21 protein-coding genes are annotated in these 25,613 nt (G+C 69.4%); 4 read left to right on the forward strand and 17 right to left on the reverse strand.

Annotated features, from left to right (window positions below; translation table 11 throughout):
- From Afe05nite_RS28980 to mqnC, 11 genes are all read right to left on the reverse strand, one after another.
- Window positions 1-2,529: an NADH-quinone oxidoreductase subunit G gene (locus tag Afe05nite_RS28980; RefSeq protein ID WP_203820396.1), complete on the reverse strand. Its 2,529-nt coding sequence runs from the start codon at window positions 2,527-2,529 to the stop codon at window positions 1-3.
- A gap of 58 nt (window positions 2,530-2,587) precedes the next feature.
- Window positions 2,588-3,904: an NADH-quinone oxidoreductase subunit NuoF gene (gene nuoF / locus Afe05nite_RS28985; RefSeq protein WP_203820397.1), complete on the reverse strand. Its 1,317-nt coding sequence runs from the start codon at window positions 3,902-3,904 to the stop codon at window positions 2,588-2,590.
- Window positions 3,901-4,968, reverse strand: coding sequence for an NADH-quinone oxidoreductase subunit NuoE (nuoE, locus tag Afe05nite_RS28990; RefSeq protein ID WP_203820398.1), 1,068 nt, complete (start codon window positions 4,966-4,968; stop codon window positions 3,901-3,903). The genes nuoF and nuoE overlap by 4 nt, the downstream gene beginning before the upstream one ends.
- Window positions 4,969-6,309: an NADH-quinone oxidoreductase subunit D gene (locus tag Afe05nite_RS28995; RefSeq protein ID WP_203820399.1), complete on the reverse strand. Its 1,341-nt coding sequence runs from the start codon at window positions 6,307-6,309 to the stop codon at window positions 4,969-4,971. It abuts the gene before it with no gap.
- Window positions 6,306-7,001: an NADH-quinone oxidoreductase subunit C gene (locus Afe05nite_RS29000; protein ID WP_203820400.1), complete on the reverse strand. Its 696-nt coding sequence runs from the start codon at window positions 6,999-7,001 to the stop codon at window positions 6,306-6,308. The genes Afe05nite_RS28995 and Afe05nite_RS29000 overlap by 4 nt, the downstream gene beginning before the upstream one ends.
- Window positions 6,998-7,669, reverse strand: coding sequence for a NuoB/complex I 20 kDa subunit family protein (locus Afe05nite_RS29005; protein WP_203820401.1), 672 nt, complete (start codon window positions 7,667-7,669; stop codon window positions 6,998-7,000). Before Afe05nite_RS29005 ends, Afe05nite_RS29000 begins: the two co-directional genes overlap by 4 nt.
- Before the next feature lie 6 nt (window positions 7,670-7,675).
- Window positions 7,676-8,041, reverse strand: coding sequence for an NADH-quinone oxidoreductase subunit A (locus Afe05nite_RS29010; protein WP_203820402.1), 366 nt, complete (start codon window positions 8,039-8,041; stop codon window positions 7,676-7,678).
- 82 nt (window positions 8,042-8,123) lie between these two features.
- Window positions 8,124-9,431: a geranylgeranyl reductase family protein gene (locus Afe05nite_RS29015; RefSeq protein WP_239118267.1), complete on the reverse strand. Its 1,308-nt coding sequence runs from the start codon at window positions 9,429-9,431 to the stop codon at window positions 8,124-8,126.
- A gap of 98 nt (window positions 9,432-9,529) precedes the next feature.
- Window positions 9,530-9,808 (reverse strand): hypothetical protein, encoded by a 279-nt coding sequence (locus tag Afe05nite_RS29020; RefSeq protein WP_203820403.1) that lies wholly within the window; start codon window positions 9,806-9,808, stop codon window positions 9,530-9,532.
- Between the two features lie 49 nt (window positions 9,809-9,857).
- A complete protein-coding gene (locus Afe05nite_RS29025; RefSeq protein ID WP_203820404.1) occupies window positions 9,858-10,604 on the reverse strand; it encodes a demethylmenaquinone methyltransferase in 747 nt (248 codons plus the stop codon).
- Between the two features lie 255 nt (window positions 10,605-10,859).
- Window positions 10,860-12,089, reverse strand: coding sequence for a cyclic dehypoxanthinyl futalosine synthase (gene mqnC, locus Afe05nite_RS29030; RefSeq protein ID WP_203820405.1), 1,230 nt, complete (start codon window positions 12,087-12,089; stop codon window positions 10,860-10,862).
- A 90-nt stretch (window positions 12,090-12,179) separates the two neighbouring features.
- On the opposite strand from mqnC, the gene Afe05nite_RS29035 reads away from it, so the two are divergent.
- Together Afe05nite_RS29035 and Afe05nite_RS29040 are read left to right on the forward strand one after the other, a co-directional pair.
- Window positions 12,180-15,086, forward strand: a complete 2,907-nt coding sequence (locus Afe05nite_RS29035) for a DEAD/DEAH box helicase (RefSeq protein WP_203820406.1) — start codon at window positions 12,180-12,182, stop codon at window positions 15,084-15,086.
- Complete coding sequence (locus tag Afe05nite_RS29040) at window positions 15,086-15,931, forward strand: SWIM zinc finger family protein (RefSeq protein ID WP_203820407.1); 846 nt, start codon at window positions 15,086-15,088, stop codon at window positions 15,929-15,931. Before Afe05nite_RS29035 ends, Afe05nite_RS29040 begins: the two co-directional genes overlap by 1 nt.
- A gap of 7 nt (window positions 15,932-15,938) precedes the next feature.
- On the opposite strand, the gene Afe05nite_RS29045 is transcribed toward Afe05nite_RS29040, so the two are convergent.
- Entirely contained in the window at window positions 15,939-17,531 is a 1,593-nt protein-coding gene (locus tag Afe05nite_RS29045) for a beta-1,3-glucanase family protein (RefSeq protein WP_438869056.1), read from the reverse strand.
- 146 nt (window positions 17,532-17,677) lie between these two features.
- Between Afe05nite_RS29045 and Afe05nite_RS29050 the strand changes: the two genes are divergently transcribed.
- A complete protein-coding gene (locus tag Afe05nite_RS29050) occupies window positions 17,678-18,634 on the forward strand; it encodes an aldo/keto reductase (RefSeq protein ID WP_203820494.1) in 957 nt (318 codons plus the stop codon).
- A 79-nt stretch (window positions 18,635-18,713) separates the two neighbouring features.
- Here Afe05nite_RS29050 and Afe05nite_RS29055 read toward each other — a convergent pair whose 3' ends face one another.
- From Afe05nite_RS29055 to Afe05nite_RS29070, 4 genes are all read right to left on the reverse strand, one after another.
- On the reverse strand, window positions 18,714-20,186 hold the full coding sequence (locus tag Afe05nite_RS29055) for a COG1361 family protein (RefSeq protein WP_203820408.1): 1,473 nt from the start codon (window positions 20,184-20,186) through the stop codon (window positions 18,714-18,716).
- A gap of 58 nt (window positions 20,187-20,244) precedes the next feature.
- A complete protein-coding gene (locus Afe05nite_RS29060; RefSeq protein ID WP_203820409.1) occupies window positions 20,245-21,096 on the reverse strand; it encodes a menaquinone biosynthetic enzyme MqnA/MqnD family protein in 852 nt (283 codons plus the stop codon).
- A 10-nt stretch (window positions 21,097-21,106) separates the two neighbouring features.
- On the reverse strand, window positions 21,107-22,327 hold the full coding sequence (locus Afe05nite_RS29065; protein ID WP_203820410.1) for an MFS transporter: 1,221 nt from the start codon (window positions 22,325-22,327) through the stop codon (window positions 21,107-21,109).
- A 61-nt stretch (window positions 22,328-22,388) separates the two neighbouring features.
- Window positions 22,389-22,955 (reverse strand): ArsR/SmtB family transcription factor, encoded by a 567-nt coding sequence (locus Afe05nite_RS29070; protein ID WP_203820411.1) that lies wholly within the window; start codon window positions 22,953-22,955, stop codon window positions 22,389-22,391.
- A 185-nt stretch (window positions 22,956-23,140) separates the two neighbouring features.
- Between Afe05nite_RS29070 and Afe05nite_RS29075 the strand changes: the two genes are divergently transcribed.
- On the forward strand, window positions 23,141-25,147 hold the full coding sequence (locus Afe05nite_RS29075) for a HelD family protein (RefSeq protein ID WP_203820412.1): 2,007 nt from the start codon (window positions 23,141-23,143) through the stop codon (window positions 25,145-25,147).
- Here Afe05nite_RS29075 and Afe05nite_RS29080 read toward each other — a convergent pair.
- Window positions 25,128-25,547 carry a GNAT family N-acetyltransferase gene (locus tag Afe05nite_RS29080; protein WP_203820413.1) on the reverse strand — a complete coding sequence of 140 codons (420 nt, stop codon included), beginning with the start codon at window positions 25,545-25,547 and terminating at the stop codon, window positions 25,128-25,130. The genes Afe05nite_RS29075 and Afe05nite_RS29080 overlap by 20 nt on opposite strands.
- Window positions 25,548-25,613 lie beyond the last annotated feature (66 nt).

The raw sequence follows: 25,613 nt of genomic DNA on the forward strand, positions 1-25,613 counted from the left end.
TCATGAGTTCGCCCCCTTGGTCCGGTTTTCCGCTTGCAGTGCGGCGGAGCCGCTTCCGGGGGGCTCAGCGAGGATCGGACCCGCTGCCCCGGCCGACAGCCGGACCACCGCGCCCGAAGTGACGCCGAGGCTGCGACGAACGCTGGAGCCCGGCGAGTTGGTGGGAAGCCACACCACCTGCGGGGGCAGGTCGGTGATCGCGGCCGGAAGCGTGACGCCGCCCCGGTCGGTGCTGACGGTGACCGCGTCGCCCTCGGCCACGCCGAGCGACTCGGCCAGGTCCTTGCCGATCCGCACCAGCGACGGCCGGGCCGTGCCCTTGAGCACGTCGTCGCCGTCGAGCAGCGAACCCGAGTCGATCAGGTGGTGCCAGGTGGCGAGGACGGCCTCGGTGGCGCCGCGCGTCGGCAGTGCCCCGGCGGTGACCGTGGGGGCCGCCGGCCGGCTCGCGGTGCTCGGCGGCATGGCACCCAGCTCCCGCCGGATGGTCATCACGTCACCGGTGCCCAGCGTGACTTCCAGCAGGGCGGCGATCGCCTCGAGCACCCGGCCGTCGGTCATCGCCGTGGTCGGCAGCACGGTCGGGAAGGACCGCAGCCGGCCCTCCCAGTCCATGAACGTGCCGGACTTCTCCTGGGCGGGGGCGACCGGCAGCACCACGTCGGCGCGGCGGGTCACCGCGCTGCCGCGGATCTCCAGGCTGACCACGAAGCCCGCGTTGTCGAGGGCCTGCTCGGCCAGTCGCGGGTCGGCCAGGTCACCCGGGTCGACACCGCCGACCAGCAGGCCACCGAGCTCGCCCGCCGCGGCCGCGGCGATGATGCCGTCGGTGTCCCGGCCCGGCGTGCCGGGCAGAACACCGGGCTCGACGCCCCAGGCCGGCGCGAGCTCGGCGCGGGCGGCGGCGTCGGTGACCGGCCGGCCGCCGGGAAGCAGGTTGGGCAGGCAACCGGCGTCGACCGCACCCCGGTCACCGGCCCGGCGCGGGACCCACGCGAGGCGGGCACCGGTGCGGGCGGCGAGCGCGGCCACCGCCGACAGGGCGCCCGGCGAGCTCGCCAGGCGCTCGCCGACGATGAGCAGCGCACCCGGGGCACCGAGAGCGGCGGCGACCGCCGCGTCCTCGGCGAGGATCTTGGCTTCCTCCCCCGGCGCGGTGACCACGAGCGCGGCGCCGATCTTGGTGAAACCCCGTGACAGGTACGGCGCGACCGCGGTGACCTGGAGCTTGCGCTTGTTGGCCGCCTTGCGCAGCCGCAGGAAGAGGATTGGCGACTCCTCCTCCGGCTCGAGCCCGACGATGACCGCGGCCGGCGCGTTCTCCACGTCGTCGTAGGTCACGTCGGAGATGCCACCGGCGACCGACGAGGCGAGGAAGTCGGCCTCCTCGGCGCTCAGCGGACGGGCGCGGAAGTCGATGTCGTTGGTGCCGAGCGCGACCCGGGCGAACTTCGCGTACGCGTACGCGTCCTCGACCGTCAGCCGGCCGCCGGTCAGCACACCAACCCCGCCGGCCGCCTTGGCGGCTTTGAGGCCCTCGGCCGCGGTGACCAACGCCTCGCTCCACGACGCCTCACGCAGCTCGCCGGTCCGCTTGTCGCGGATCAGCGGGTTCATGATCCGGTCGTTCGCGGTGGCGTAGCGGAAGCCCCACCGGCCCTTGTCGCAGTTCCACTCCTCGTTGACCGCCGCGTCGTCGCCGGCCAGGCGCCGCAGCACCTTGCCCCGGCGGTGGTCGGCGCGCATCGAGCAACCCGAGGCGCAGTGCTCGCACGCCGTCGGCGTGGAGACCAGGTCGAACGGGCGGGCGCGGAAGCGGTACTGCTCACCGGTGAGCGCACCGACCGGGCAGATCTGGATCGTGTTACCGGAGAAGTACGAGTTGAAGGCGACGTCGCCCTCGCCCTCGCCGACCTGGCCGTCACCGAAGCCGGTGCCGCCGAAGAAGTCGTCCCGGTAGACGTTGATCTGCTCGCCGGACGAGCGGTCCATCAGGTCGATGAACTTGTCGCCGGCGATCTCCTCGGAGAACCGGGTGCAGCGCTGGCACAGGATGCACCGCTCGCGGTCGAGCAGCACCTGGCTGGAGATGTGGATCGGCTTCTCGTACTCACGCTTGTGCTCGTGGAAGCGTGACTCGGTGCGGCCGTTCGACATCGCCTGGTTCTGCAGCGGGCACTCGCCGCCCTTGTCGCAGGTCGGGCAGTCCAGCGGGTGGTTGGCCAGGAGGAACTCCATGATGCCGTGCTGGGCCTTGTCCGCCACCTCGCTGGTGAGCTGGGTGCGGACGATCATGCCGTCGGCCACCGTCTGCGTGCACGACGCGACCGGCTTGCGCTGACCCTCGACCTCGACCAGGCACTGGCGGCAGGCGCCGGCCGGGGCGAGCAACGGGTGGTCGCAGAACCGCGGGATGGCGATGCCCATCCGCTCGGCGACCCGGATGACCAGCTCACCCTTCTCGGCGGTGACTTCGATACCGTCGATGGTGAGCGTGACCGTATCGGTCTTCTTCGCTACGTCGGTCACCTGTGCCTGCCTTCCGATGGAGACTGCGGGGCTTGCTTCGCTGCGCTCCTCGCTTCCATCAATGCGCTCCAACCAAGGACTTGGCGGAAAGCCGCGGAGCTGTCCGGCCCTCGATGTAGTCCAGGTAGTCCTGCTTGAAGTGGTTCAACGTCGCCATGACCGGGGTGGCCGCGCCGTCGCCCAGGCCGCAGAACGACCGGCCGAAGATGTTGTTCGCGGTGTCCAGCAGCGTGTCGAGGTCGGCGTGGGTGCCCTCGCCGGACAGGATCCGGCGGTACGTCCGGACCATCCAGTAGTTGCCCTCACGGCACGGGGTGCACTTGCCGCACGACTCGTGGTGGTAGAACTCCAGCCACCGCCAGGTCGCGTAGACCGGGCAGTCCTGGTCGCTGAAGATCTGCATGGCCGTGGTGCCGAGCAGCGAGCCCTGCGCCGCGACCCCCTCGAAGTCCATCGGGGTGTCGATGTGTTCGGCGGTGAGCAGCGGCGTCGACGATCCGCCCGGCGTCCAGAACTTCAGGTTGTGGCCGGGCTTCATGCCGCCGGCCAGCTCGATCAGTTCCCGCAGGGTGATGCCGAGACCGCATTCGTACTGGCCCGGGTTCTGGATCCGGCCGGACAGCGAATAGATCATCGGGCCGGTCGACTTCTCCGTGCCCATGCTCTTCCACCAGTCGGCGCCACCGAGCACGATGTACGGCACCGAGGCGATCGTGCCGACGTTGTTGACGACCGTCGGGCTCGCGTAGAGGCCGGCGATGGCCGGGAACGGCGGGCGCAGTCGCGGCTGGCCCCGGAAGCCCTCGAGCGAGTCGAGCAGCGCCGTCTCCTCGCCGCAGATGTACGCGCCGGCGCCACTGTGCACGACCAGGTCCAGGTCGAAGCCCGAGCCCAGGATGTTCGTGCCGAGGTAGCCCTTGGCGTACGCCTGCTTGACCGCGCTGCGCAGCCGGCGGGCGGCGTGCACGGCCTCGCCGCGGATGTAGATGAACGCCTGGTTGGCCCGGATCGCGTACGAGGCGATGATGATGCCCTCGACCAACGAGTGCGGGTCGTAGGTCATCAGCGGCAGGTCCTTGCAGGTGCCCGGCTCGCCCTCGTCGGCGTTGACGACCAGGTAGTGCGGCTTACCGTCGCCCTGCGGGATGAAGCCCCACTTGAGACCGGTCGGGAAGCCCGCGCCGCCGCGACCGCGCAGGCCCGAGTCCTTCACCAGCTGGATCAGGTCGTCGGGGTGCACGTCGAGCGCCTTCTTGAGGGCCGCGTAGCCGTCGAGCCGCTCGTAGACGTCGATCTTCCAAGCGTCCGGCGAGAGCCAGCGCTTGGTCAGGACGGGGGTGAGCTTCTCGAGAACCTCACGCCGTGGCTGCGTCACTTCTCCACCTCGTTACCGCGGCTGTCGGCGACCGGCTTGCCATCCCCGGCCGGTTGGTTCTGAGCGACGCCCGACGCCTCGGCGGGGTTCGTCGGCGTCGGCGCCGTCGCCGTCGCGTCGCCGGTCTTGTCCGGCTCGCCCATCGTGGGGTTGCGCTGCTCAGCGGTGCGGACCTCGGGGTCCTTCGCGTCGCCGGCATGGGTCGGCTTGCCCGCGTTGTCACCGCGCTGAGCGGCGGACTTGACCGCGCCGGCAGCCGACTTGACCGCGTCGGTGGCCTTCTCGGCGATCGTCGCGACCTTGCCCTTGGCGCCCGGCTGGGCCGCCTCCTCGCGCGGAGCGGGCTTCGTCTTGGTGATCGGGGCGTCGAGGTTGAAGTTCGGCACCGCGATCCCGTGCTGGTCAGCCAGGTTCACGCCGCGCAGCGTGGGCACTCCGGCCGGACCGTCGGCGACCGCGCCGTCCCGCTCGTCGGCGAACCCGGCGAGCTGGTGCTGCATCTCCTTGAGCGAGCAGACCCGGGCGCCCCGCGACGGGACCGGCCGCTCACCCTTGCGCAGCTGCTCCACCATGTCGATGGTGGCTTCCGGGGTGGCCTCGTCGACCGCGAAGTCGTAGTTGACCGTGACCACCGGCGCGTAGTCGCAGGCCGCCAGGCACTCGGCGTGCTCCACCGTGATCTGACCGTCGGGGGTGGTGTGGCCGTTGCCGACCCCGAGGTGCTCGATGAGCCGGTCGTAGACCTCCTGGCCACCCATCATGTTGCAGAGCGTGTTGGTGCAGACGCTGACGAGGTATTCGCCGGTGGGCTTCCGCTTGTACATCGTGTAGAACGTGGCGACCGCGCCGACCTGGGCCTTGTTGATGCCCAGCACCTCGGCGCAGAACGCGACCCCGTTCGGGCTGACGTAGCCCTCCTCGGTCTGCACCAGGTGGAGCAGCGGCAGGAGTGCCGATCGGCTGCGGCCCTCGGGGTAGCGCGCGATGATCTCGAGCGCCGGGCCGAGGAGCGTCGCCGCCAAGGGGGCGGCGGCCGGGGAGAACTCAATAGCGGTATCGGACATTTAGCGGTCACACCCACCCATCACGGGGTCGAGGGACGCGCCGCCGGCGATGACGTCGGCCAGCAGCGCGCCTTCGGCCATCGCGGGGATGGCCTGGAGGTTCACGAAGCTCGGGTCCCGCATGTGGACCCGGTAGGGATGGGTGCCGCCGTCCGAGACCACGTGCACACCCAGCTCGCCGCGCGGGTGCTCGATGCCGATGTAGACCTGGCCCGCCGGGACCCGGAAGCCCTCGGTCACGAGCTTGAAGTGGTGGATCAGCGATTCCATCGACGCGCCCATGATCTTGGCGACGTGCTCGAGCGAGTTGCCGAGACCGTCGACGCCCATCGCGAGCTGCGCCGGCCAGGCGATCTTCTTGTCCGAGATGAAGATCGGGCCGGGCCGGAGCCGGTCGAGCGCCTGCTCGACGATCTTCAGCGATTCCCGCATCTCGGCCATGCGCACCTGGTAGCGGCCCCACACGTCGCCGGTGGTGGCGGTGGGCACGTCGAACTCGTAGTTCTCGTAGCCGCTGTACGGCAGCGTCTTGCGCATGTCCCAGGCCAGGCCGGCGGAGCGCAGCACCGGGCCGGTGATGCCGAGCGCGAGGCAGCCGGTGACGTCCAGGACGGCCACGCCCTGGGTCCGCTGCTGCCAGATGACCTGCCCGGAGAGCAGATCCTCATATTCCTTGAGCTTCTTCGGCATGTAGATGAGGAAGTCGCGGATCTTCTTGATCGCCGAGTCGGGGATGTCGTTCGCGACGCCGCCCGGCCGGAAGTACGCGTGGTTCATCCGCAGGCCGGTCGTCTCCTCGAAGATGTCGAGGATGTACTCACGCTCGCGGAAACCGTAGAGCATCATCGAGATCGCGCCGATCTCCATGCCCGCGGTGGCGAGCCACACCAGGTGCGAGGAGATCCGGTTGAGCTCCATGAAGAGCACCCGGATCGTCTGCGCCCGCTCGGTGATGTCGTCGGTGATGCCGAGCAGCTTCTCGACCCCGAGGACGTAACCGGCCTCGTTGAACAGTGGGGCGAGGTAGTCGGCCCGGGTCACGAACGTGGTGCCCTGCGTCCAGTTGCGGTATTCGAGGTTCTTCTCGATGCCGGTGTGCAGGTAACCGATGACGCACCGGGCTTCGGTGACCGTCTCACCCTCGAGTTCGAGCACGAGCCGGAGCACGCCGTGGGTGGACGGGTGCTGCGGACCCATGTTGACGACGATCTTCTCGTTCGACAGCGGGTCGATGGCACCGGTGACGGTGTCCCAGTCGCCGCCGGTGACCGTGAAGACGCGGCCCTCGGTGGTCTCGCGCTCGGTCGCATAGCTTTGGGAAGTGGAACCGGATGAAGTCACTGGTAGATCCTCCGCTGGTCAGGAGGCGGAATCTCGGCGCCCTTGTATTCGACCGGCACACCGCCGAGCGGGTAGTCCTTGAGCTGCGGGTGACCTTCCCAGTCATCCGGCATGAGGATCCGGGTGAGGTTGGGGTGGCCGGTGAAGACGACGCCGAACATGTCGTACGCCTCCCGCTCCTGCCAGTCGGCAGTCGGGTAGATGTGGGTCACGGTCGGCAAGCTGCCCCCGGCCGGCACGGCCGCCTCGAGGCGCACCCGGCGGCGGTAGGTCATCGAGGTCAGCTGGTAGATCACGTGCAGGCGGCGGGCGTCGCTGTCGAGGTAGTCCACGCCGGAGACCGATGAGCACAGCTCGAAGCGCAGCGACTCGTCATCCCGCATGATCTGGGCGACCTCGGCGATCTTCGCCGGCACGATGTGCAGGGTCAGCTCGTCCCGGTCGACGACGACCTTCTCGATCGCGTCGGCGAACCCGGGGTAGGCCTCTTCGAGGGCGTCGGTGACCTCGTCGAAGTAGGACCCGTACGGCTTGGGGGTGCCGACCACCTCGGGCTTGCGCCGGACCAGGCCGCCGAAGCCGGAGACGTCACCGGAGCCCTGGATGCCGAACATGCCCTTCTCGGGGCTGGCCGGCGTCTGGGCCGGGGCGCCGAGGTTGGCGCCGACGGGCTCGTTGGACTCGAGGCTCATTTGCCACCTTCCCGCAGGTGCGGCGCCAGCTTCATCCAGTTCTCGATGCGCAGCTGCTCCTCGCGGCCTTCCTTGACCGCCTGCGTCCACTCGGCCCGGCGGACCTTGTCGACGCGGTAGGAGGAGGGCATCGCGCCGGGGGCGACGACCGGCATCTTGCCCTCGGCCTTGCGGGCCTCGAGCATCTTGCGGCCGTTCGGGCCGAGCGGCTGGTGCAGCACCTTCTCGCGCATCTTGAGGATGGCGTCGATGAGCATCTCCGGTCGCGGCGGGCAGCCGGGCAGATAGACGTCGACCGGGACGATGTGGTCGACACCCTGCACGATCGCGTAGTTGTTGAACATGCCGCCGGACGACGCACAGACGCCCATCGAGATGACCGAGCGCGGTTCGGGCATCTGGTCGTAGATCTGCCGGACGACCGGGGCCATCTTCTGGCTGACCCGGCCCGCGACGATCATGAGGTCGGCCTGTCGCGGCGAGGCCCGGAAGACCTCCATGCCCCAACGGCCCAGGTCGTAGTGCGGGCCGCCGGAGGCCATCATCTCGATGGCGCAACAGGCGAGGCCGAACGTCGCACCCCAGAACGAGGACTTGCGGGCCCAGTTGGAGAGCAACTCGACGGACGACAGCAGGATGCCTGCGGGTAGCTTCTCTTCGATTCCCATGTCAGATCAGTCCCAGTTGAGGCCGCCGCGTCGCCACACATAGGTGTAGGCGATGAAGACGGAGACGATGAACAGGACCATTTCCACGAAGCCGAACACGCCCAGCGAGCCGAACGAGACGGCCCACGGGTAAAGGAAGATGGTCTCGATGTCGAAGACGATGAAGAGCATCGCGGTCAGGTAGAACTTCACCGGGAACCGGCCACCGCCGATCGGCTGGGGCGCGGGCTCGATGCCGCATTCGTACGCCTCGAGCTTGGCGCGGTTGTAGCGCTTCGGCCCGACGATCGGCGCGATCCCCACCGAGAACAGCGCGAAGAGCGCGCCCAGAATCAAGAGCCCCAAGATCGGGACGTACGGGTTGAGATGCATCATCTCTCCTGAAGGACTGTTAGCCGCTTCACACTATTAATCCGATTCGGCGCAGGCGCGACCGGGGTGGCCGAGAAGTGGTTCATACCGCGGGCGCCACCTTGGTCAGGCCGTTGATGACCCGGTCCATGGCGTCGCCGCCGCGGGGGTCGGTCAGGTTGGCCAGCAACTTCAGCACGAACCGCATCAGCGTCGGGTGCGGCATGCCGTGCTTGGTGGCCAGCCGCATGATCTGTGGGTTTCCGATCAACTTCACGAATACCCCACCGAGGCGGTAATAGCCGCCGAAACGCAGGCTCAGTTCGGACGGGTAGGCCCGCAGAGCGCGTTCCCGGTCGGCGCCGGCGGGCCGGGCGAGCGCCTGCACGGCGACCTCCGCGGCCAGCTCACCGGACTCCATGGCGTACGCGATGCCCTCGCCGTTCATCGGGTTGACCATGCCGCCCGAGTCACCGACCAGCATCACGCCGCGGGTGTAGTGCGGAACGCGGTTGAAGCCCATGGGCAGCGCGGCCCCGAGGATCTGGCCGTCGGCGTTGTCGTCGCCGCGCATGCCCCACTCGGCGGGCGTGCCGTCGAGCCAGTCGGTCAGCAGGGTGCGGTAGTTGGTCTTGCCGAACGCGCTCGACGAGTTGAGGATGCCGAGTCCCACGTTCACCCGGCCGTCACCGAGTCCGAAGATCCAGCCGTAGCCGGGGAGCAGGTCGCCGTTGGACGCCCGAAGCTCCAGCCAGGACTCCAGGTAGTCGTCATCGGCGCGCACCGGCGAGTGGTAGTAACGCCGGACCGCCACACCGATGGGGCGGTCGTCGCGCTTGGCCAGGCCCATCGACAGCGGCAGCTTGCCGGAGACCCCGTCGGCGGCGATGACCAGCGGCGCCCGGAACTCGACAGGCTCCTTGTCCGGACCGACCTTGGCCGACACACCGATGGCCCGGCCCTTGCCGTCGAGGACCGGAGCGGTGACGTTCACGCCGGTCCGCAGCACCGCGCCGGCCTCGACCGCGCGGTTGGCGAGCAGGTCGTCGAAGTCGAGCCGGGTGCGCACCAGGCCGTAGTTGGGGAAGCTGGCCAGATCGGGCCAGTCGAGCTCGAGCCGGACCCCACCGCCGATGACGCGCAGACCCTTGTTGTGCAGCCAGCCCGCCTTCTCGGAGGTGTCCACACCCATCCGGACGAGCTGTCGCACCGCCCGCGGGGTCAGTCCGTCTCCACAGACCTTCTCGCGGGGGAATTCGGTCTTCTCCAGCAGCAGCACGCGTAACCCGTGCCGTGCCATGTGGTAGGCCGCCGCGGAGCCGCCGGGCCCCGCACCGACCACAATGACGTCCGCCTCGTCGGCGATCGGTGCTGACGGTTCAGCGGGCCCTGTTATTTCGTGGCTCTGCACGGCACACCTCCGTCTCGTGCGGGCTCGTGAAACAGTTCACAAGCACGCCCAGATCGGAGTCTAAGACGGCTAACGAAACCCGTTCGGGTTAGGCAACCCTAACTGGTCCGCGCCGATGAAATGCCCGATCCGCTATCCGTCAAGGACCCTTCTGCTCCATCTTGCGACCCTTGGTCCAGGTATTCCCGAAACGTACCGCCCATTGCCCGCTCGAGGGCGGCGATCAGCTCATCTACTAGCTCCTGAGCCAACTCGGGGTCCTGGGCGGCCACCATCCGGATGCGGGCGGCCAGTTCCATGCCGCGGCGCTCGCCCGCTTCGCTGTCGTCAATGGCGATGTCGATGTCGGTGTCCTCGAGATGCCCGAAACTCGTCATACCATTCAGCAGATCAGCATTTCCCCTCAGAAGAGGCGAAATGACCGATTCATACCCGGGTGGCGCGATGCAGCGCGACAATCCCCCCGGACAGGTTGCGCCAGCCGACGCGGGACCACGGACCCGAAGAACCTATCCGGGCGGCCAATTCGGCTTGGTCGGGCCAGGCGCGGATCGATTCGGCGAGATAGACGTACGCCTCCGGATTGCTCGACACGGCACGCGCCACGGAGGGCAGTGACCGCATCAGGTATTGCAGATAGACGGTACGGAACGGCCCGTTCAGTGGATGACTGAACTCGCACACCACGAGCCGGCCGCCCGGTCGCGTCACCCGGCCCAGCTCGCGCAGCGCGCCGTCGGTGTCGACCACGTTGCGCAACGCGAAGGAGATCGTCACCGCGTCGAAGGTGGCGTCCGCGAACGGCAGCCGCAAGGCGTCCCCGGCCAGCAGCGGCACGCCCCGGCCGGCGTGCCGGCCGGCCCGCAGCATCCCGGTGGAGAGGTCGGCGCCGACCGCGAACGCCCCCGATCGGCCCAGCTCCTCGGTGGAGACGCCGGTGCCGGCCCCCACGTCGAGGACCCGCTCCCCGGGACGCAACCCGAGCGCGGCCCGGGTCGCCCGGCGCCAGCCCCGGTCCTGGCCGAAGGAGAGCACGGTATTGGTGAGGTCGTACCGCTTGGCCACGCCGTCGAACATCTCGGCGACCTCGTGCGGCTGCTTGTCCAGATCTGCGCGCGTCACCCGGGTAACTCTGCCACCGAGGTAAACAGAAAGGGCGAGATGGTCACCCATCTCGCCCTTGCCTTATGCGTTATATAAACGACCGCCATCGGTCGGGTCCGCGGCCGCCAGTCCGCACCTCTGTTCAGAAGTACTGCTGTGCACAAGTGCGCGCTGGCGTTCCAGGAAGTTCTCAGACTTACGTGAGGAACGTAACCAGCGTGAACAGGGTGGTACAGGGGTTTACGGTCCTCGTTACGAAGCAGCAATGAGGCCCACCCCGCACGACCGAGTCCTACCTGACCGAACGGTCGATCTCGACCCCCACTACTTGGCGTCAACCAGCGGTAGCGTCTTGCGGTCCGGCATCGCGATCGATGAGAAGTGCGAGACCACCCGGTCGTCGGTGGGGTCGTCCGCCTCGGTCCAGTGCACCTTGAGGTGGTTGTACAGCGTGTCGCGCCACGCCGGGACGCGATCGGCCGTACGGATCATCCAGATCAGCTCGTGCAGGTTGGACCGGTGCCGGGCGCCGGCCGAGGAGATCACGTTTTCCTCGAGCATGATCGAGCCGAGGTCGTCGACGCCGAGGTGCAGCGCGAGCTGGCCGACGTCCTTACCGGTGGTCAGCCAGGACGCCTGCAGATGCGCGACGTTGTCGAAGAACAGCCGGGACACCGCGATGAACCGCAGGTATTCCATGTTGCTGGCCTGGGTGCGGCCCTTGAGGTGGTTGTTCTCCGGCTGGTAGGTCCACGGGATGAACGCCCGGAAACCGCCGACTTCGTGCGAGGTTTCGACGGCTTTGTCCGAATAGCCATTGGCCACCGCCAGGTCCTGGCAGTCGCGGATCATCCGGATGTGCTCGATGCGCTCGGCGTTCGTCTCGCCGGTGCCCATCATCATGGTCGCGGTCGAGGACAGGCCGTTGCGGTGCGCGATCGTCATGACCTCGATCCAGCGCTCGCCGCTCTCCTTCAGCGGGGCGATCGCCTTGCGCGGCCGCTGCGGCAGCATCTCGGCGCCGGCGCCGGCGATCGAGTCGAGCCCGGCCGCCTTGATCCGCACGATCGCCTCCTCGATCGACACACCGTCGACCTTGGCCATGTGCAGGATCTCGCTGGGGCCGATCGAGTGGATCGCGAGCTGCGGGTAGGCCTCTTTGACCGCCGAGAACAGCGACTCGTAGTAGGCCACGCCGAACTCGGGGTGGTGGCCGCCCTGGAGCATCACCTGGGTGGCGCCGAGGTCGATCGCCTCGCCGCAGCGCCGCAGGATCTCCTCCATCGGGTGGGCCCAGCCGTCGCGGTGCTTGGGCGCCCGGAAGAAGGCACAGAACTTGCAGGCCGTCACACACACGTTCGTGTAGTTGATGTTGCGGTCGATCAGATAGGTGACGATGCCGTCCGGGAAACGGCGCCGGCGCACCGTGTCGGCGGCCTCGCCCAGCCCGTGGAACGGCGCGTCGGTATAGAGCAGCAGCGCCTCCTCAGGCGTGATCCGCCCACCGTCGGCCGCACGCTGCAGGATGTCGTCGATCTCCCGGTTAGCCGTCACGCTTCGAGATTACGTCCCCGACATGGGGGACGACAGCGGCGAGGGTCACGCCGTGACTAGCTACTCTCGATCCCGTCGTAGGGGGTGGGAGTGCTCGTCGTACATGCCGGCTGGGTGCCGGGCACGGACAGGCCGGGCCGGCTCGCGGTCTGGGCCGAGGACTTCTCGGATCTTGCCGGGGTGGCGGGCCTCGACGGTGAGCCCGAGACCCTCACGCTCAAATTGCCCGGGACCACCCGGGGCCCGGTGCCGCCGGCCGAGCTGGCCACCACCCGAGCCGTCAAGCTCCGCTCCTACCAGGTGCCGGCCCTGCTCGTCCGGGACGGTGAGGCGCTCGCCACGCTCGCGTCGGCGGACGACGCCGGCGACGAGTGGCTGGCCGGACCCTCGCTGCGCTACCTGGGCGTGCTCGCCGGGTTCGCCTGTGACCTGGCCCGGCGCGGCCGCATGCTGCCCCAGCTGGTCGAGGAGGGTGGCGTCCCGGCGGCACGCTGGCGCCCGGTCGTCACCGGCGGCGACGCGGCCGGCTATCGCGACTTCGCCCTCGGCATGCCGCCGGTGGTCCGGGCCACCGGCGCGGGCCTGTCCCGCACCCTGCGCGACGCGCTGAACGTGCTGGTCGACGCCGCGGCGCGGGACCTGATGCCGGAACGCCTGCTCCGCGGTCAGCGACCGGGACCGAAGGCGGAGCTGTCCGACCGCTGGGTCTCGGCCCTCACCTCGGCCGACCCCTCGTTGCCGGCCGCCGAGCCGGCCGCGGTCCGCGAGCTGGGCGCCGCCCTCGGCGACTGGATGCGCGCGGCCAACGAAGCCAACGGGCCGGTAAAGGTCAGTTTCCGGCTGACCGAGCCGATGCCCGGCGAGGACGACTGGGGGCTCGAGTTCGCGCTTCAGTCGGCCGAGGACTCGACGCTCTACCTGCCGGCCGCCGAGGTGTGGGCGGGTGGCCGCTTCCCGGGGATGCCGGCCCGGCCGGACGAGACGCTGCTGGCCGGGCTGGGCCGGGCGGTCCGGCTGTTCCCGCTGCTGCACGTGGCGCTCGGTGATCAGCAGCCGGCGGCGATGACGCTGGACACCGGCGAGGCGCACGACTTCCTCCGGCAGGCGGCGCCGCTGATGCAGGCGGCCGGCTTCGGGGTGCAGCTGCCGTCCTGGGCGGGCCGCAAGTCGGTGGGGCTGAAGCTGACCACCCGGACCAAGGGCAAATCGTCGGCCAAGGCCCTGGCCGACAGCGGCTTCGGCCTCGCGGAGATCGTCTCGTTCCGGCTCGACCTGGTGATCGGGGAGAGCACGGTCACCGCCGAGGAGCTCGCCGAACTGGCCCGGCTCAAGGTGCCGCTGGTGCGGGTCCGCGGTCAGTGGGTGGAGCTCGACGACCGGCAGCTCAAGGCCGCCCTCAAGGCGGTCGGCCGGCGCCGGGACGGTGAGCTGACCGCGGGCGAAGTGCTGCGGCAGGTCATCGACGGCGGCGAGGAGGACCTGCCGCTGGTCGAGGTGGACGCCGACGGGATGCTCGGCGACCTGCTCTCCGGGCAGGCGGCCGAGCGGCTCGACCCGCTCGGCACGCCGCCGGGATTCCAGGGCACGCTGCGCCCCTACCAGGAGCGCGGGCTGTCCTGGCTGCACTTCCTGGGGCGGCTCGGGCTGGGCGGGATCCTCGCCGACGACATGGGCCTGGGCAAGACCGCCCAGACGCTCTCCCTGCTGGTGCAGGAGCGGCGGGACGGTACCCCCAAGCCGACCCTGCTGATCTGCCCGATGTCGCTGGTCAGCAACTGGCAGAAGGAGGCCGCCCGATTCGCTCCGCAGATTCGCACCTACGTCCACCACGGCGGGGAGCGCCGACGCGGGGATCTCGACCAGGACGTCGACCTGGTGGTCACCACCTACGGCACGGCCGTGCGGGACCTCGGCATGTTGCGGAGCGGCGACTGGGAGCGGGTCGTCTGCGACGAGGCTCAGGCGATCAAGAACAGTGGCACCCGGCAGGCCCAGGCGGTGCGCGCCATCCCCGCCCGTACCCGAATCGCCTTGACCGGCACGCCGGTGGAAAACCACCTGGCCGAACTCTGGTCCATCATGGATTTCGTCAATCCGGGCCTGCTGGGCCCGGCGAAGCACTTCCGCAAGCGCTTTCAGGAGCCGATCGAGGTACGCCAGGACGAGCTCGCCGCCGAGGCATTGAAACGTGCGACCGGGCCGTTCGTGCTCCGCCGCCTCAAAACCGACAAGTCGATCATCTCGGATCTCCCGGAGAAGAACGAGATGAAGGTGTGGTGCACGCTCACGCCCGAGCAGGCCACGCTCTACCAGGCGGTCGTCGAGGACATGATGGACACGATCGAGAACACCGAGGGCATTCAGCGCCGCGGCAACGTGCTGGCCGCGATGACCAAGCTCAAGCAGGTCTGCAACCATCCGGTGCACCTGATCAAGGACGGTTCGCGGCTGCCCGGCCGCTCCGGCAAGCTGGCCCGGCTCGAGGAACTGGCCGCCGAGATCGTCGAGGACGGCGACAAGGCACTGATCTTCACCCAGTACGCCGAGTGGGGCACGCTCCTGCAGCCCTATCTGGCTGCTCATCTGGATCGGCCGGTGCTCTGGCTCCACGGTGGACTGTCGAAGGTCAAGCGGGACGCGCTGGTCGAGGAGTTCCAGACCAGCGACGAGCCGATGCTCTTCCTGCTGTCGCTCAAGGCGGCCGGCACCGGGCTCAACCTCACCGCCGCGAACCACGTGATCCACTTCGACCGGTGGTGGAATCCGGCTGTCGAGAACCAGGCGACCGACCGGGCGTTCCGCATCGGGCAGTCGCGCGACGTGCAGGTCCGCAAGTTCATCTGCACCGGCACCCTGGAGGAGAAGATCGACGCGATGATCGAGCGGAAGAAGGCGCTCGCGTCGTCGGTGGTCGGCACCGGTGAGGACTGGATCACCGATCTCGGCACCGAACAGTTGCGTGAGCTGTTCGAACTCGATATGGCCGGAGTCCGCTGATGCCGTTCGACCGGGACGGAAGGTTCTACGAGGCCGGCCGGGCCATCGGGGTCGAGAACGGCCTGGCTGTGCGGGCCAAGCGCGGCAAGATCGGGGAACGCTGGTGGTCGCGGCGCTTCGTCGACGTGCTGGAACAGGTCTGTGACGGCGGGCGGCTCACCCGCGGCCGGGCTTACGCCCGCAAGGGCCAGGTCCTGGATTTCCAACTGACGGCCGGGAAGGTGACGGCCCGGGTGCAGGGTTCACGCCCGAAGCCGTACGCGGTGACGATCACGATCGCCGCGTTCGGCGAGACACAGTGGACTTCCCTGACCTCGGCTCTCGGCAGTCGAGCGCTGTACCGGGCCGCGCTGCTCGCCGGCGAGATGCCACAAGAGATCGTCGACCTCTTCGCCGAGCACAATCTGCCCCTCTTTCCCGACAATTTGGACATCGATTGCAACTGTCCGGATTGGGGAGTCCCTTGTAAACACGGGTCGGCTGTCCTTTATGTACTCGCCGAAGCCTTCGACGACGACCCGTTCCTGGTGTTGGCGTGGCGCGGACGCGATCGGGAGGCCCTGCTCAGTGCGTTGCGAGGCACGCCGGAGCCGGTCGAGGCGGTCGATCCGCTGGCGGTCGAGGAGGTTCCGCTCGAGGACCGGCTCGCCGACTACTACTCCCCCGCCATTTCGCTGGGTCGCCTGCGGGAACGGCCGGCGCGGGTGACCGCCCCGCCCGAGTTGCTGTTGCGCGCGCTCGACGCCCCGCCCGTGCGGGTGCGGCACATCCCACTGAACGACCTGCTCAAGTCGGCCTACCGGACGCTGGCGGAGTCGTCGTCCACGGTGGACGACGACTCCTAGGCGACGATCAGCCCTGGCGCCACTTCTGGTTCGCGGTGCCGGCGCAGTCCCACAGCTGGAGCTTCGCGCCGTCGTTCGCGTTCTGATCGACGATGTCGACACACCTGTTGGCCTGCGGGTTGACCAGGTCACCGGCGGCGCTCAGGACGAACTGCTGCGCCCCGGTGCCGTTGCAGGTCCACAGCTGCACGGCGGCGCCGTTCGCGGTGGCGCCGTTCGCCACGTCGGCGCACTTGCCGCTCGGGCTGAGCAGGGTGCCGTTGCTGAACGACCACTTCTGCGCGTTGGTGCCGTTGCAGGTCCACATCTGCAGCCGCGCGCCGTCGACGAAGCTGGAGTTCGGCACGTCGATGCACTTGCTGTTGAGGTTGCTGATCAGCGCCGACCCGGTGGACGGCGGCGGGGTGGTGCCGCCACCGCTGAACGGCGAGAGCACGATGCCGGCCGACCGGGGGTCACCGTCGTTGACAAGCGATTCGAAGTTCGCGACGTCGTCGAAGGCGAACGCGTACGCCTTGCCGTCGGCCATGTTCGCGTGGATCACCTTGGCGTACACGTTGGTCGGGTTGTTCTGGTAGAACTGCGCCGCGTTGGTGCTCGGCTGGGTGTCGACGGTGCCGAGCGTGCCGCGGTTGAGGGCGGCGCAGAGCGTCCGCGAGATCGGCCCGACGACCTGGTCGTTCGGGGCCGGCAGATCGCCGTCGCAGCCCCAGACGCTGGCCGAGGACGGCTTGTTGAAGGACGCCACCTGCGCGCCCGACGAGTTGGTGAAGCGCATGACGTTGCCCGAGGTGCGCCCGATGTACCTGGTGTTGGGCTGGTCGCCGAACGGCACCACGGTCAAGTTCTTCCCGGTGTACGCGTTCCAGGCGCTCGAGATGTACGAGTCGAGGTAGTTGCTCGCCAGCAGCCCGGAGCCGGCCGCCTTACCCGGGGAGAGCACCCGCAGCACGGTCCCGTCGGAACGGGTGTAGACGGTGTTCGCCCAGCCGGCCGTGCCCTTCAGCGTGTTGATCACGTTGGTCCGGCCGTTCGCGACCAGGTCGCCGGTGCGCTTGGTGACCCCGTTGCTGCCGGTGACCGTGACCGCGTGCGGCACCGCGAACATGTCGACCTGCGAGCTGTTCAGCCACAGGCCGGCATCGTTGTAGGTGAACTCGCTCCAGTCGAACAGGATGTTGTAGTTGGCGTCGCCGGACGCCCACGGCGCGGGCTGGACGAGCCCGTCCGGGGTCAGGAAGAACTTGAGCTTCTCGCCGAACGAGAAGTAGACGCGACCGGAGAAGCCGCGCGGGAAGTTGATGGTGGTGCTGCCGCCGTTGCCGGCGCCCGGGATGGAGACGTCGGGCGCGGGCGAGGGCGGAAGCTGCCCGCCGCTCCACGCGGTGAACGCGCCGGCCTGGTTGACGTAGCCGAGCCGGCCGGAGGAGAGCTGCACGCCGATGACGTACAGGTAGACCGCGTCGCCGCGGCCGGTGCTGTTGGAAACGGTGACCGGCAGGAGGTTGGGACCCACGGCTTGGGCCGCGGGCGGGGAGACGGCCACGGCGACGGGGATCGTCATGGCCAGGGCGGCGAGAGCGCGGAGAACGGTACGCACGGGGAACACCTCTTTCCGTACGGAAGGGGAGAGCGCTCTCACAGGGTGAATATTGTTAACAAGGTGTGTCAATAGACAGGTACGGATGTCCGGTGTCCCCGGGCAAACGATGCGACAAACGGGCATAGGCTCGGATCATGACTGAGATGAGCTATCGGAGACTCGGCACCTCGGGCCTCGTCGTATCGGTCGTCGGCATCGGCTGCAACAACTTCGGCCGCAAGCTCGACGAGGACGGGACCAGGGAAGTCGTCGACGCCGCCATCGACGCCGGGATCACCCTGTTCGACACCGCCGACATCTACGGCACCCCGCACGGAGCCAGCGAGGAATGCCTCGGCGCCGCCCTCAAGGGCAAGCGCGACGACGTGATCGTGGCGACCAAGTTCGGCATGGACATGGAAGGCCTCAACGGCAACGACTTCGACGCCCGCGGCTCCCGGCGCTACATCGTGCGCGCGGTCGAAGCCTCGCTGCGCCGCCTCCAGACCGACTACATCGACCTCTACCAGATGCACCAGCCGGACGAGTCGACCCCGATCGAGGAGACCCTGGCCGCCCTCGACGACCTCGTACGCGCCGGCAAGGTGCGCTACCTCGGCAACTCGAACTTCGCCGGCTGGCAGATCGCCGACGCCGACTGGACCGCCCGCGCCGCCGGCCACACCCCGTTCATCAGCGCCCAGAACCGCTACAGCCTGCTCCAGCGCTACGTCGAGGACGAGGTCGTGCCGGCCTGCGACCAGTTCGGCCTCGGCCTGCTGCCCTTCTTCCCGCTCGACTCCGGCCTGCTGACCGGCAAATACACCCGCGGCGAGCGCGCCCCGGTCGGCACCCGGCTGTCCCAGGACCGCTACCAGCGAGTGCTGGCCGACGCCGACTGGGACACCATCGACAAACTGGTCGCCTTCGGCGCGGAGCGCGGCCACACTTTGCTCGACGTAGCCATCGCCGGCCTGGCCGCCCGCCCCGCCGTCACCAGCGTCATCGCCGGCGCCACCACCCCCGAGCAGGTCCACGCCAACGCCGCCGCCGGCAGCTGGCAGCTGACCGCCGAAGACGCCGCCGCCCTGGACGCCGCCCTGAACAGCGAAGCCGCCTAACCCTCACTAGCCGGCGACCTCGTCAGTAAGCGACGAAACACGGGGTGGGACGAGTCGTCCCACCCCGTACGCAAGGTGGTTATGCCTTGGTGATGATGCGCCGGCGGCGGGCCGTCGTGAAGAAGATGGCGCCGACGATCAGCAGGAGCGCGCCGCCTGCCGCGACCCAGCCGGCCGGTGCGCCGGTGAGCGGGAGACCGCCGCCGCCGCCCTCGCCGCCGGCGGTCGGGTTGATGCCGAACTCGGCGCGGTCGTTGCTCAGGTTGTTGTCCTGGACGCCGCCGTCGACGATCACGTAGCCGGGGGTGAACTTGGTCCCGGCAAGGGTGCCGGTGAAGGAGAACAGCGCGGTCCTGTCGACGCCGAGACCGCTTGGGACCAGGCAGAACCAGGTGTTGTCGGTCGGCGTGGACGGGTCCCGCGGCAGCCACAGCTGGCATGCGGAGTCGTACTTCGTGATGTTGACGCCGGTCGGGAACTTGATCTCGACGTACTGCGCCCACTTGGCGTTCGCCGGGATCACCGCGGTCGGGCCGAGGTTGCGGACGCCGACCTTGACGGTGGAGCTGTCGCCGACGGCGCCGGTGAAGGTGGCACCGATCGCGGCCGAGTCGGCGGTGGAGGCGGCCACCTTGATGCCGAACACGGCGGTGTTGTCGGCGTCGTTGAGGTCGTCCGGGACGTCGGTGTAGTCGCCCTCGTCGCCGGCTTCCTTGAGCGACAGCTCCGGGCCGGACTTCTTGGCCAGCGAAGCGGCCGCTGACTTGTTCACACCGACGGCCACGGCCGCGGCCGTATAGGTGAACGGGCCACCGGCTGTGGAGGCGAGCTTGACCTGCAGCGGCGTCGCCGACGGGACGGTGAACTCGGCACCGGCCGCGAAGGTCCCCTCGAAGAGGCAGACGACGGTGTTGACGCCCTCCTCCGATTCGGCCACACAGTTGCGGTATTTGCTCAGCGTCTGGACCTGCTCCTCGCCGATCAGGACCACCCCGAGGGCGTCGACCGACTCGGAGCCCGCGTTGCGTACCGTGACCGGCACGTCGGCGGTCTGACCACGGTTGAGCTTCATGTCGTCGATGTCGGCGACCTCGAGGTCGACGCCACCCTTGGCGCGCACGACCACCATCGGCTGCACGGCACCGGCCACGTTCGCCGCCCCGGTCGCCAGCAGCGCCAGCGACGAGGTGAGGTCGGTGCCGGTCGCAGCGTCGGGCTTGAGCTTGAAGGTGAACTTGCGGGACGCGCCCGGCGCGAGGTCACCGATCGCACAGGCGGTGTCGACCTTGCCGGTGCAGCCGTCGGGCAGGATCAGACCGGCGGCCGGGTCGACCTTGCCGAAGCCGAACGCCACCTTCTTGGCGGTGGTGTCGGAGATGTTGACCACGGTCGCGGTGACCGACTTGGTTTTGCCCTCGATGACCGCGACCTGGTACGGCGCCACGATCTGCAGCGTGGGCGCCTGCTCCGGGGCGGCCACCGCGGGGGTGGCCAGACCGGTCAGGGCCGCCAGCTCGATCGCGGCGGGTATGGCGAAGTGACGTAGACGCATGTGGTGGTCCCCCGTTCGCTGATGAGCCAGCGGAGCCTAGGGCGCACATGCATGACGATCAAACTTCGGCGAAGATCGGGCCGTCTTGGGGCAATGCGGGAACTTCGCCGCGAGCCGCGGCACGCCTGGCGAACTCCCGCAAGCCGGCGATCTGCCGGTCGCCCAGGGAGAAATCGAGGGCGCGGAAGTACGTGGCGAGCGTGCCGGCGTCGAACGGCTCCCAGCGCGCGGCCGCCGCGGCCACCTCGTCCAGCTCGTCCAGGCACAGGTCGCGGGAGCGCTGGAACGCCTCGTGCACATCCTTGACCGCACCCGGATGCGCGGCCGCGTAGTCCTTGCGGACCGCCCAGACCGCGAACACCATCGGCAGCCCGGTCCATTCGCGCCAGGCCTGCCCGAGGTCGATGACGGTCAGGCCGCGCTTCGGTGCCTCGTACATGGCGCGCAGGGCCGGGTCGCCGATGAGCACGCCGGCGTCGGCCTCCATCAGCATCTGGGTGAGCTCGGGCGGACAGCGGAAGTATTCCGGCTCGGCCTTGTACCGCTCAGCCAGCAGCATCTGCGCCAGCAGCACGCCGGTGCGCGACGTCGAGCCGAGTGCCACCGGCCGGCCGTCGAGCTCCTCGAGCGGCCGGGTCGAGATCAGGTTCACCGAGAGCACCGGCCCGTCGCTGCCGACCGCGAGGTTGGGCAGGAGCAGCAGTTCGTCGGCGTGCCGCAGGTATTCCACGAGCGTGATCGGGCCGATGTCGAGGTCACCGGCGACCAGCTGCTCGCTGAGCTTCTCGGGGGTGTCCTTGCGCAGGTCGACGTCGAGCAGCGCGCCCGAGCGCATCAGGCCCCAGTAGATCGGGAGGCAGTTGAGGAACTGAATGTGCCCGACCCGGGGCCGACCTGCGCTGTCGTTCATGACTTCGACGCTATCCCCTGATGGTGGCAAGTTGCCGGGCCGCGGGGGTTCGGGGTGGTTCAGATCGCACCCGGCGCCGCACCACCGGCACCGCGATCAGGGCGGCCAGCAGGCCGAGGCCGCCGGTGCCGGCGACCAGGTAGCGCGGGTCGAACTGCTCGACCAGGGGGCCGGCCAGGACCAGGCCGACCAGGCCTGCGGCCTGCACGCTGGAGGTCACCGCGGCGAAGGCGCGGCCGTGGGCGGCGACGGGAACGCGGCCGGCGACGATGACCATGACGAAGACGTTGACGGCGGCGTTGAACGCACCGCCCAGGAACCACAGCGGAAACAGCGTCCAGACGGTGCCGGCGAGGGCACCGGCCAGCAGCGGGGCGCAGGAGCCGGCCAGGACGAGCAGCATCGCCGGCACCGTGATGCGGGCCCGCGGGATGCGGCCGAAGACCACGCTGCCGATCAGCATGCCGGCCGCCCAGGTCGCGGTGACCAGGCCGTACATCGTGGTCGAGGCGTGCAGGGTGTCGCGGATGAAGAAGACGTCCACGACGTTCATGCCGTTGACGCCGGCGACGGTGGCGGCCATCGCCACGATCATGACGGTGAGCACGCGGTCGTCGCGTACCCGGAAGTCGGTCTGCTTGGCCTCGGGGCCGGCTTCCGGGTGGCGCCGTGTCTTGATGAGCAGACCGGCGGCCACCAGCGCGAGGTAGCTCACGGCGTTGAGCAGCAGGGGCACCTGCGGACCGGTCCGGCCGACCAGGATGCCCGCCAGCGCGGGCGCGACCAGGGCCCCGAGCACCCCGGCGGTCTGGTTGAGGCCGCTCGCCTTGGCCAGGTCGTCCGCGCGCACCATGCCCGGGAGCAGCGCGGCGAGCGTCGGACCGGTCACCGCGAGGCCACTGGCGAGCAATGCGGTCAGGGCGATGATCGCCACCGGGTGGTGGGCGAACGCGAGCGCGAAACCGATCAGGGACTGGACCAGGCCGGTGACGACCAGGACGGTGCGGCTGTCCGCCCGGTCGGCGATGCGCCCCCCGATCGGCGCGAACAGGGCCAGCGGCAGCGTGGCCGCCACCAGCAGCCCGGAAACAGCCAGCCCGCCGTGCCCGGACTGCTGCAGGACCAGGGCCAGGGTCGTCGCGGCCAGGAACTCGCCGCCCATCGCGAAGGCCCGGGCGCCGGCCGCGAGGTAGACGTCGGGCCAGCGCGAGCGATCAGATGTGAAAGACATACTTCGAAAATAATCCTTCATATCTGATCGCACAAGACCCTCGCTCGTACCGTCGTCGAACTCAGCCCTCGGGGAACATGGCGAGATTGAGGGCCACCCGCCGCGCGCCCTCAGGGGCCTTCTCCTGCCGATCGCGCATCCGGTACGGATCGACCAGCTCCGAGATCCTGCCCGCCAACTCCGCCAGCTCATCGGCCGTGAGCAGCAGCCGGGCGCCCATGATGGTGCCGCTGTGCCGCCACGGCTCGGGCTCCTCGTCCCGGCGCGCGAACCACTCCCGGACCCGCTCCAGATCGCGGGTCAGATAGAGATCAGCCAACGTGGCCGCCGCGTCCTGCGCGGCCGGCCCACCGTCCTCCGGGTCGATCCGAAGCCCACCGGCGGCGCCCTGCCAGAGCCGCTCCCGGCCGTCACCCCGGCTGGGCGCCTCCTCCACGAGGCCATATTTGCGCAGCTCACGCAGGTGATAGCTGGTGGCGCTGGGGGAAAGCCCGACGATCTCCGCACACTCGGTGGCGGTGACCGCCTTGCCGGTGTCGTTCAGGTATTCCACGATCTCGATCCGGGCCGGATGCGACAACGCCCGCATCACCCGCGGATCACTGATCCGAACCCCACGCTCCGCCATGCCCCTATTCTTCAACCCCACCCGCCGGGGCGGAAATTCGGTGGACAGGGCGTACGCAGGGCGTAACGTGGTGGGCCGCTTCGACGGCCGTGGTGAGCATGCACCGCAGCGGACGTCCTCCGCGCCGACGGCCGGTGAAGGCCTCGGAAACGCGAGCGCACCCGCACAGCCAATGAGGTTGAAAAGTGCCTGCCTTCGATCTGGACGCCGAACTCGCCGCCGAACGACAACACCTGACCGAATCCCGCGCCGCCCTCGCCCGGATGCGCGGCCGCGCCGAGGCTCTCTACTTCACCGGCGACCAGGTCGCCGGCGACGCGTACACCGCTGAGCAACTCGGGCGGCACATGGCCCGGCGGGTGCTGGAGCTCGCCGACGACCCGACCACGCCACTGTTCTTCGGACGGCTCGAGTTCGAGGAGGCGAAATATCACGTCGGGCGGCGGCACGTCACCGACGACTCCGGTGAGCCGATGGTGCTGGACTGGCGCGCGCCGCTGTCCCGCTCGTTCTATCGGGCCAGCGTGCGTGACCCGCAGGGGGTCTCGACCCGGCGCCGGTTCGGGTTCGTCAAGGGGGTGCTCACCAGCTTCGAGGACGAGCACCTCGATCGCGGCGAGGAGCTGGGCACGAGCAGCCGCATCCTGACCGCGGAGATCGAGCGGCCGCGCGTCGGGCCGATGCGCGACATCGTCGCGACGATCCAGCCCGAGCAGGACGAGCTGGTGCGGGCCGATCTGGCCGACTCGATCTGCGTGCAGGGTGCGCCGGGCACCGGTAAGACGGCGGTCGGCCTGCACCGGGCCGCCTTCCTTCTCTATCTGCACCGCGAGCGGCTGCGGCGGTCGGGCGTGCTGATCGTCGGGCCGAACACCGCGTTCCTCGGCTACATCTCGGCGGTGCTGCCGGCGCTCGGCGAGGTCGAGGTCAAGCAGGCCACCGTCGACGATCTGGTGGCCCGGCTGCCGGTCAGAGCGACAGACCCCGAGAAATCAACAAACATCAAGCATGACGTACGGATGTCCGAAGTGCTCCGCAAAGCGCTGTGGCGGAAGATCGCCAAGCCGAGCCAACCGATAACGGTGTCGGACGGTTCCTACCGATGGCGCATCGACACCGAGCCGCTGCGGCGGATCGTCGACGAGGCCCGTCGCGAAGGACTGCCCTACGGCGTCGGTCGCGACCGGGTGCTGGCCCGGGTGGTCGGCCTGCTGCAGCGCCAGTCGGAGTACCGCACCGGTAACTCCCCGGGTGAGCCCTGGCTGCGCAGGATGGCAAAGGTCGCGCCGGTCAAAGAGTTCCTCGAGACGGTCTGGCCGGCCGTGACCCCCGAGGCACTGGTCATGGAGGTGCTGCTCGACCCCGCCGACGACCTGCTCACCGCCGAGGAGCAGGAGGCGATCCGCTGGAGCAAGGCGCCCAAGACGGTGAAGTCGGCGAAGTTCAGTGCGGCCGACCTGGTGCTGATCGACGAGGCGGCCGGCCTGCTGGAGCGGGAGACGAGCTTCGGTCACGTGGTGGTGGACGAGGCGCAGGATCTCTCGCCGATGCAGGCGCGGGCGATCGCCCGGCGCAGTGAGCACGGCTCGCTGACCCTGCTCGGCGACCTGGCCCAGGGCACCGCGCCGTGGGCGGCCGCGGACTGGCGGGACACCCTGGCCCACCTGGGCAAGCCGGACGCGTCGGTGGTGCCGCTGACCATCGGCTTCCGGGTACCGGCCGCGGTGGTCGAGCTGGCCAACCGGCTGCTGCCGGCACTGCGGGTGGACGTCCCCGAGGCGGTGTCGCTGCGGCGCGACGGCGATCTGTCCATCGTGCCGGTCGCGGAGCACGCCGACCTCGACGCCGAGACGCTTGTCGAGGTGACGGCGGCGCTCGAGCACGAGGGCTCGGTCGCCTTGATCGCGGCGGACACCGCGGTGGACCGGCTGCGTGCGCACCTGACGGCGGCCGGGATCGAGAGCGCGACACCGGACGACGTCGACACCGAGGCGCGGGTCTTCGTGGTGCCGGCGTCGGTGGCCAAGGGCTTGGAGTACGACCATGTCGTCGTCCACGAGCCGGCCGACATCGTCGCCGCGGAGCAGCGTGGGCTGAATCGCCTCTACGTGGTGCTGACCCGTGCGGTGTCGCGCCTGTCCGTCGTACACCAGAAGCCTCTGCCGGAAGCCCTCACGACCGCAGCGGCTTGACCCACCGCGACCATTCCGCCTGGCGGCGATAGCCGCCGGCGGACCACGCACCGTGCGCGTCCGCGTTGTCGTCGAGCACCATCGCGTCGGCGCGGATGCCGCCGAGCGCCCGGAACCGCCGCTCGGCCGCGTCGATCAGGGCACGACCGATGCCTTCCCGGCGCCGGGAGGGCGCGACCGCCAGCCGGTAGAGATGGCAGCGCCAGCCGTCCCACCCGGCGATGACGGTGCCGACGATCTCCTCGCCGTCGACCGCGACGATCAGCGCGTCGGGGTCCCGTTGATGCAGCGCGTCGACGGCGGCCGGGGAATCGACCGGCCGGTTGTCGTTCTCGGCGGCCACGGCCCAGAAGTCCAGGATGGACCCCAGTTCGTGGGCCGCCGCTCTCCGCAGGATCATGCGGCCGAGTCTACGTTTCCGAGGTCTCCAACTTTATGGCACAAACCTCTTTGACTTTGTGCGGTA

The organism is Paractinoplanes ferrugineus, assembly GCF_016862195.1.
Lineage (GTDB): Bacteria > Actinomycetota > Actinomycetes > Mycobacteriales > Micromonosporaceae > Actinoplanes > Actinoplanes ferrugineus.

Bases quoted from the DNA above. Each gene is read 5' to 3' on its own strand.
- Afe05nite_RS29070 (WP_203820411.1), bottom strand. From the start codon at position 22,955: ATGGCGGAGCGTGGGGTTCGGATCAGTGATCCGCGGGTGATGCGGGCG.
- Afe05nite_RS29040 (WP_203820407.1), top strand. From the start codon at position 15,086: ATGCCGTTCGACCGGGACGGAAGGTTCTACGAGGCCGGCCGGGCCATC.
- Afe05nite_RS29060 (WP_203820409.1), bottom strand. From the start codon at position 21,096: ATGAACGACAGCGCAGGTCGGCCCCGGGTCGGGCACATTCAGTTCCTC.
- nuoE (WP_203820398.1), bottom strand. From the start codon at position 4,968: ATGTCCGATACCGCTATTGAGTTCTCCCCGGCCGCCGCCCCCTTGGCG.
- Afe05nite_RS29025 (WP_203820404.1), bottom strand. From the start codon at position 10,604: ATGGGTGACCATCTCGCCCTTTCTGTTTACCTCGGTGGCAGAGTTACC.
- Afe05nite_RS29005 (WP_203820401.1), bottom strand. From the start codon at position 7,669: ATGGGAATCGAAGAGAAGCTACCCGCAGGCATCCTGCTGTCGTCCGTC.
- Afe05nite_RS29050 (WP_203820494.1), top strand. From the start codon at position 17,678: ATGAGCTATCGGAGACTCGGCACCTCGGGCCTCGTCGTATCGGTCGTC.
- Afe05nite_RS29000 (WP_203820400.1), bottom strand. From the start codon at position 7,001: ATGAGCCTCGAGTCCAACGAGCCCGTCGGCGCCAACCTCGGCGCCCCG.
- Afe05nite_RS29055 (WP_203820408.1), bottom strand. From the start codon at position 20,186: ATGCGTCTACGTCACTTCGCCATACCCGCCGCGATCGAGCTGGCGGCC.
- Afe05nite_RS29010 (WP_203820402.1), bottom strand. From the start codon at position 8,041: ATGCATCTCAACCCGTACGTCCCGATCTTGGGGCTCTTGATTCTGGGC.
- Afe05nite_RS29020 (WP_203820403.1), bottom strand. From the start codon at position 9,808: ATGACGAGTTTCGGGCATCTCGAGGACACCGACATCGACATCGCCATT.
- Afe05nite_RS29080 (WP_203820413.1), bottom strand. From the start codon at position 25,547: ATGATCCTGCGGAGAGCGGCGGCCCACGAACTGGGGTCCATCCTGGAC.
- Afe05nite_RS29065 (WP_203820410.1), bottom strand. From the start codon at position 22,327: ATGTCTTTCACATCTGATCGCTCGCGCTGGCCCGACGTCTACCTCGCG.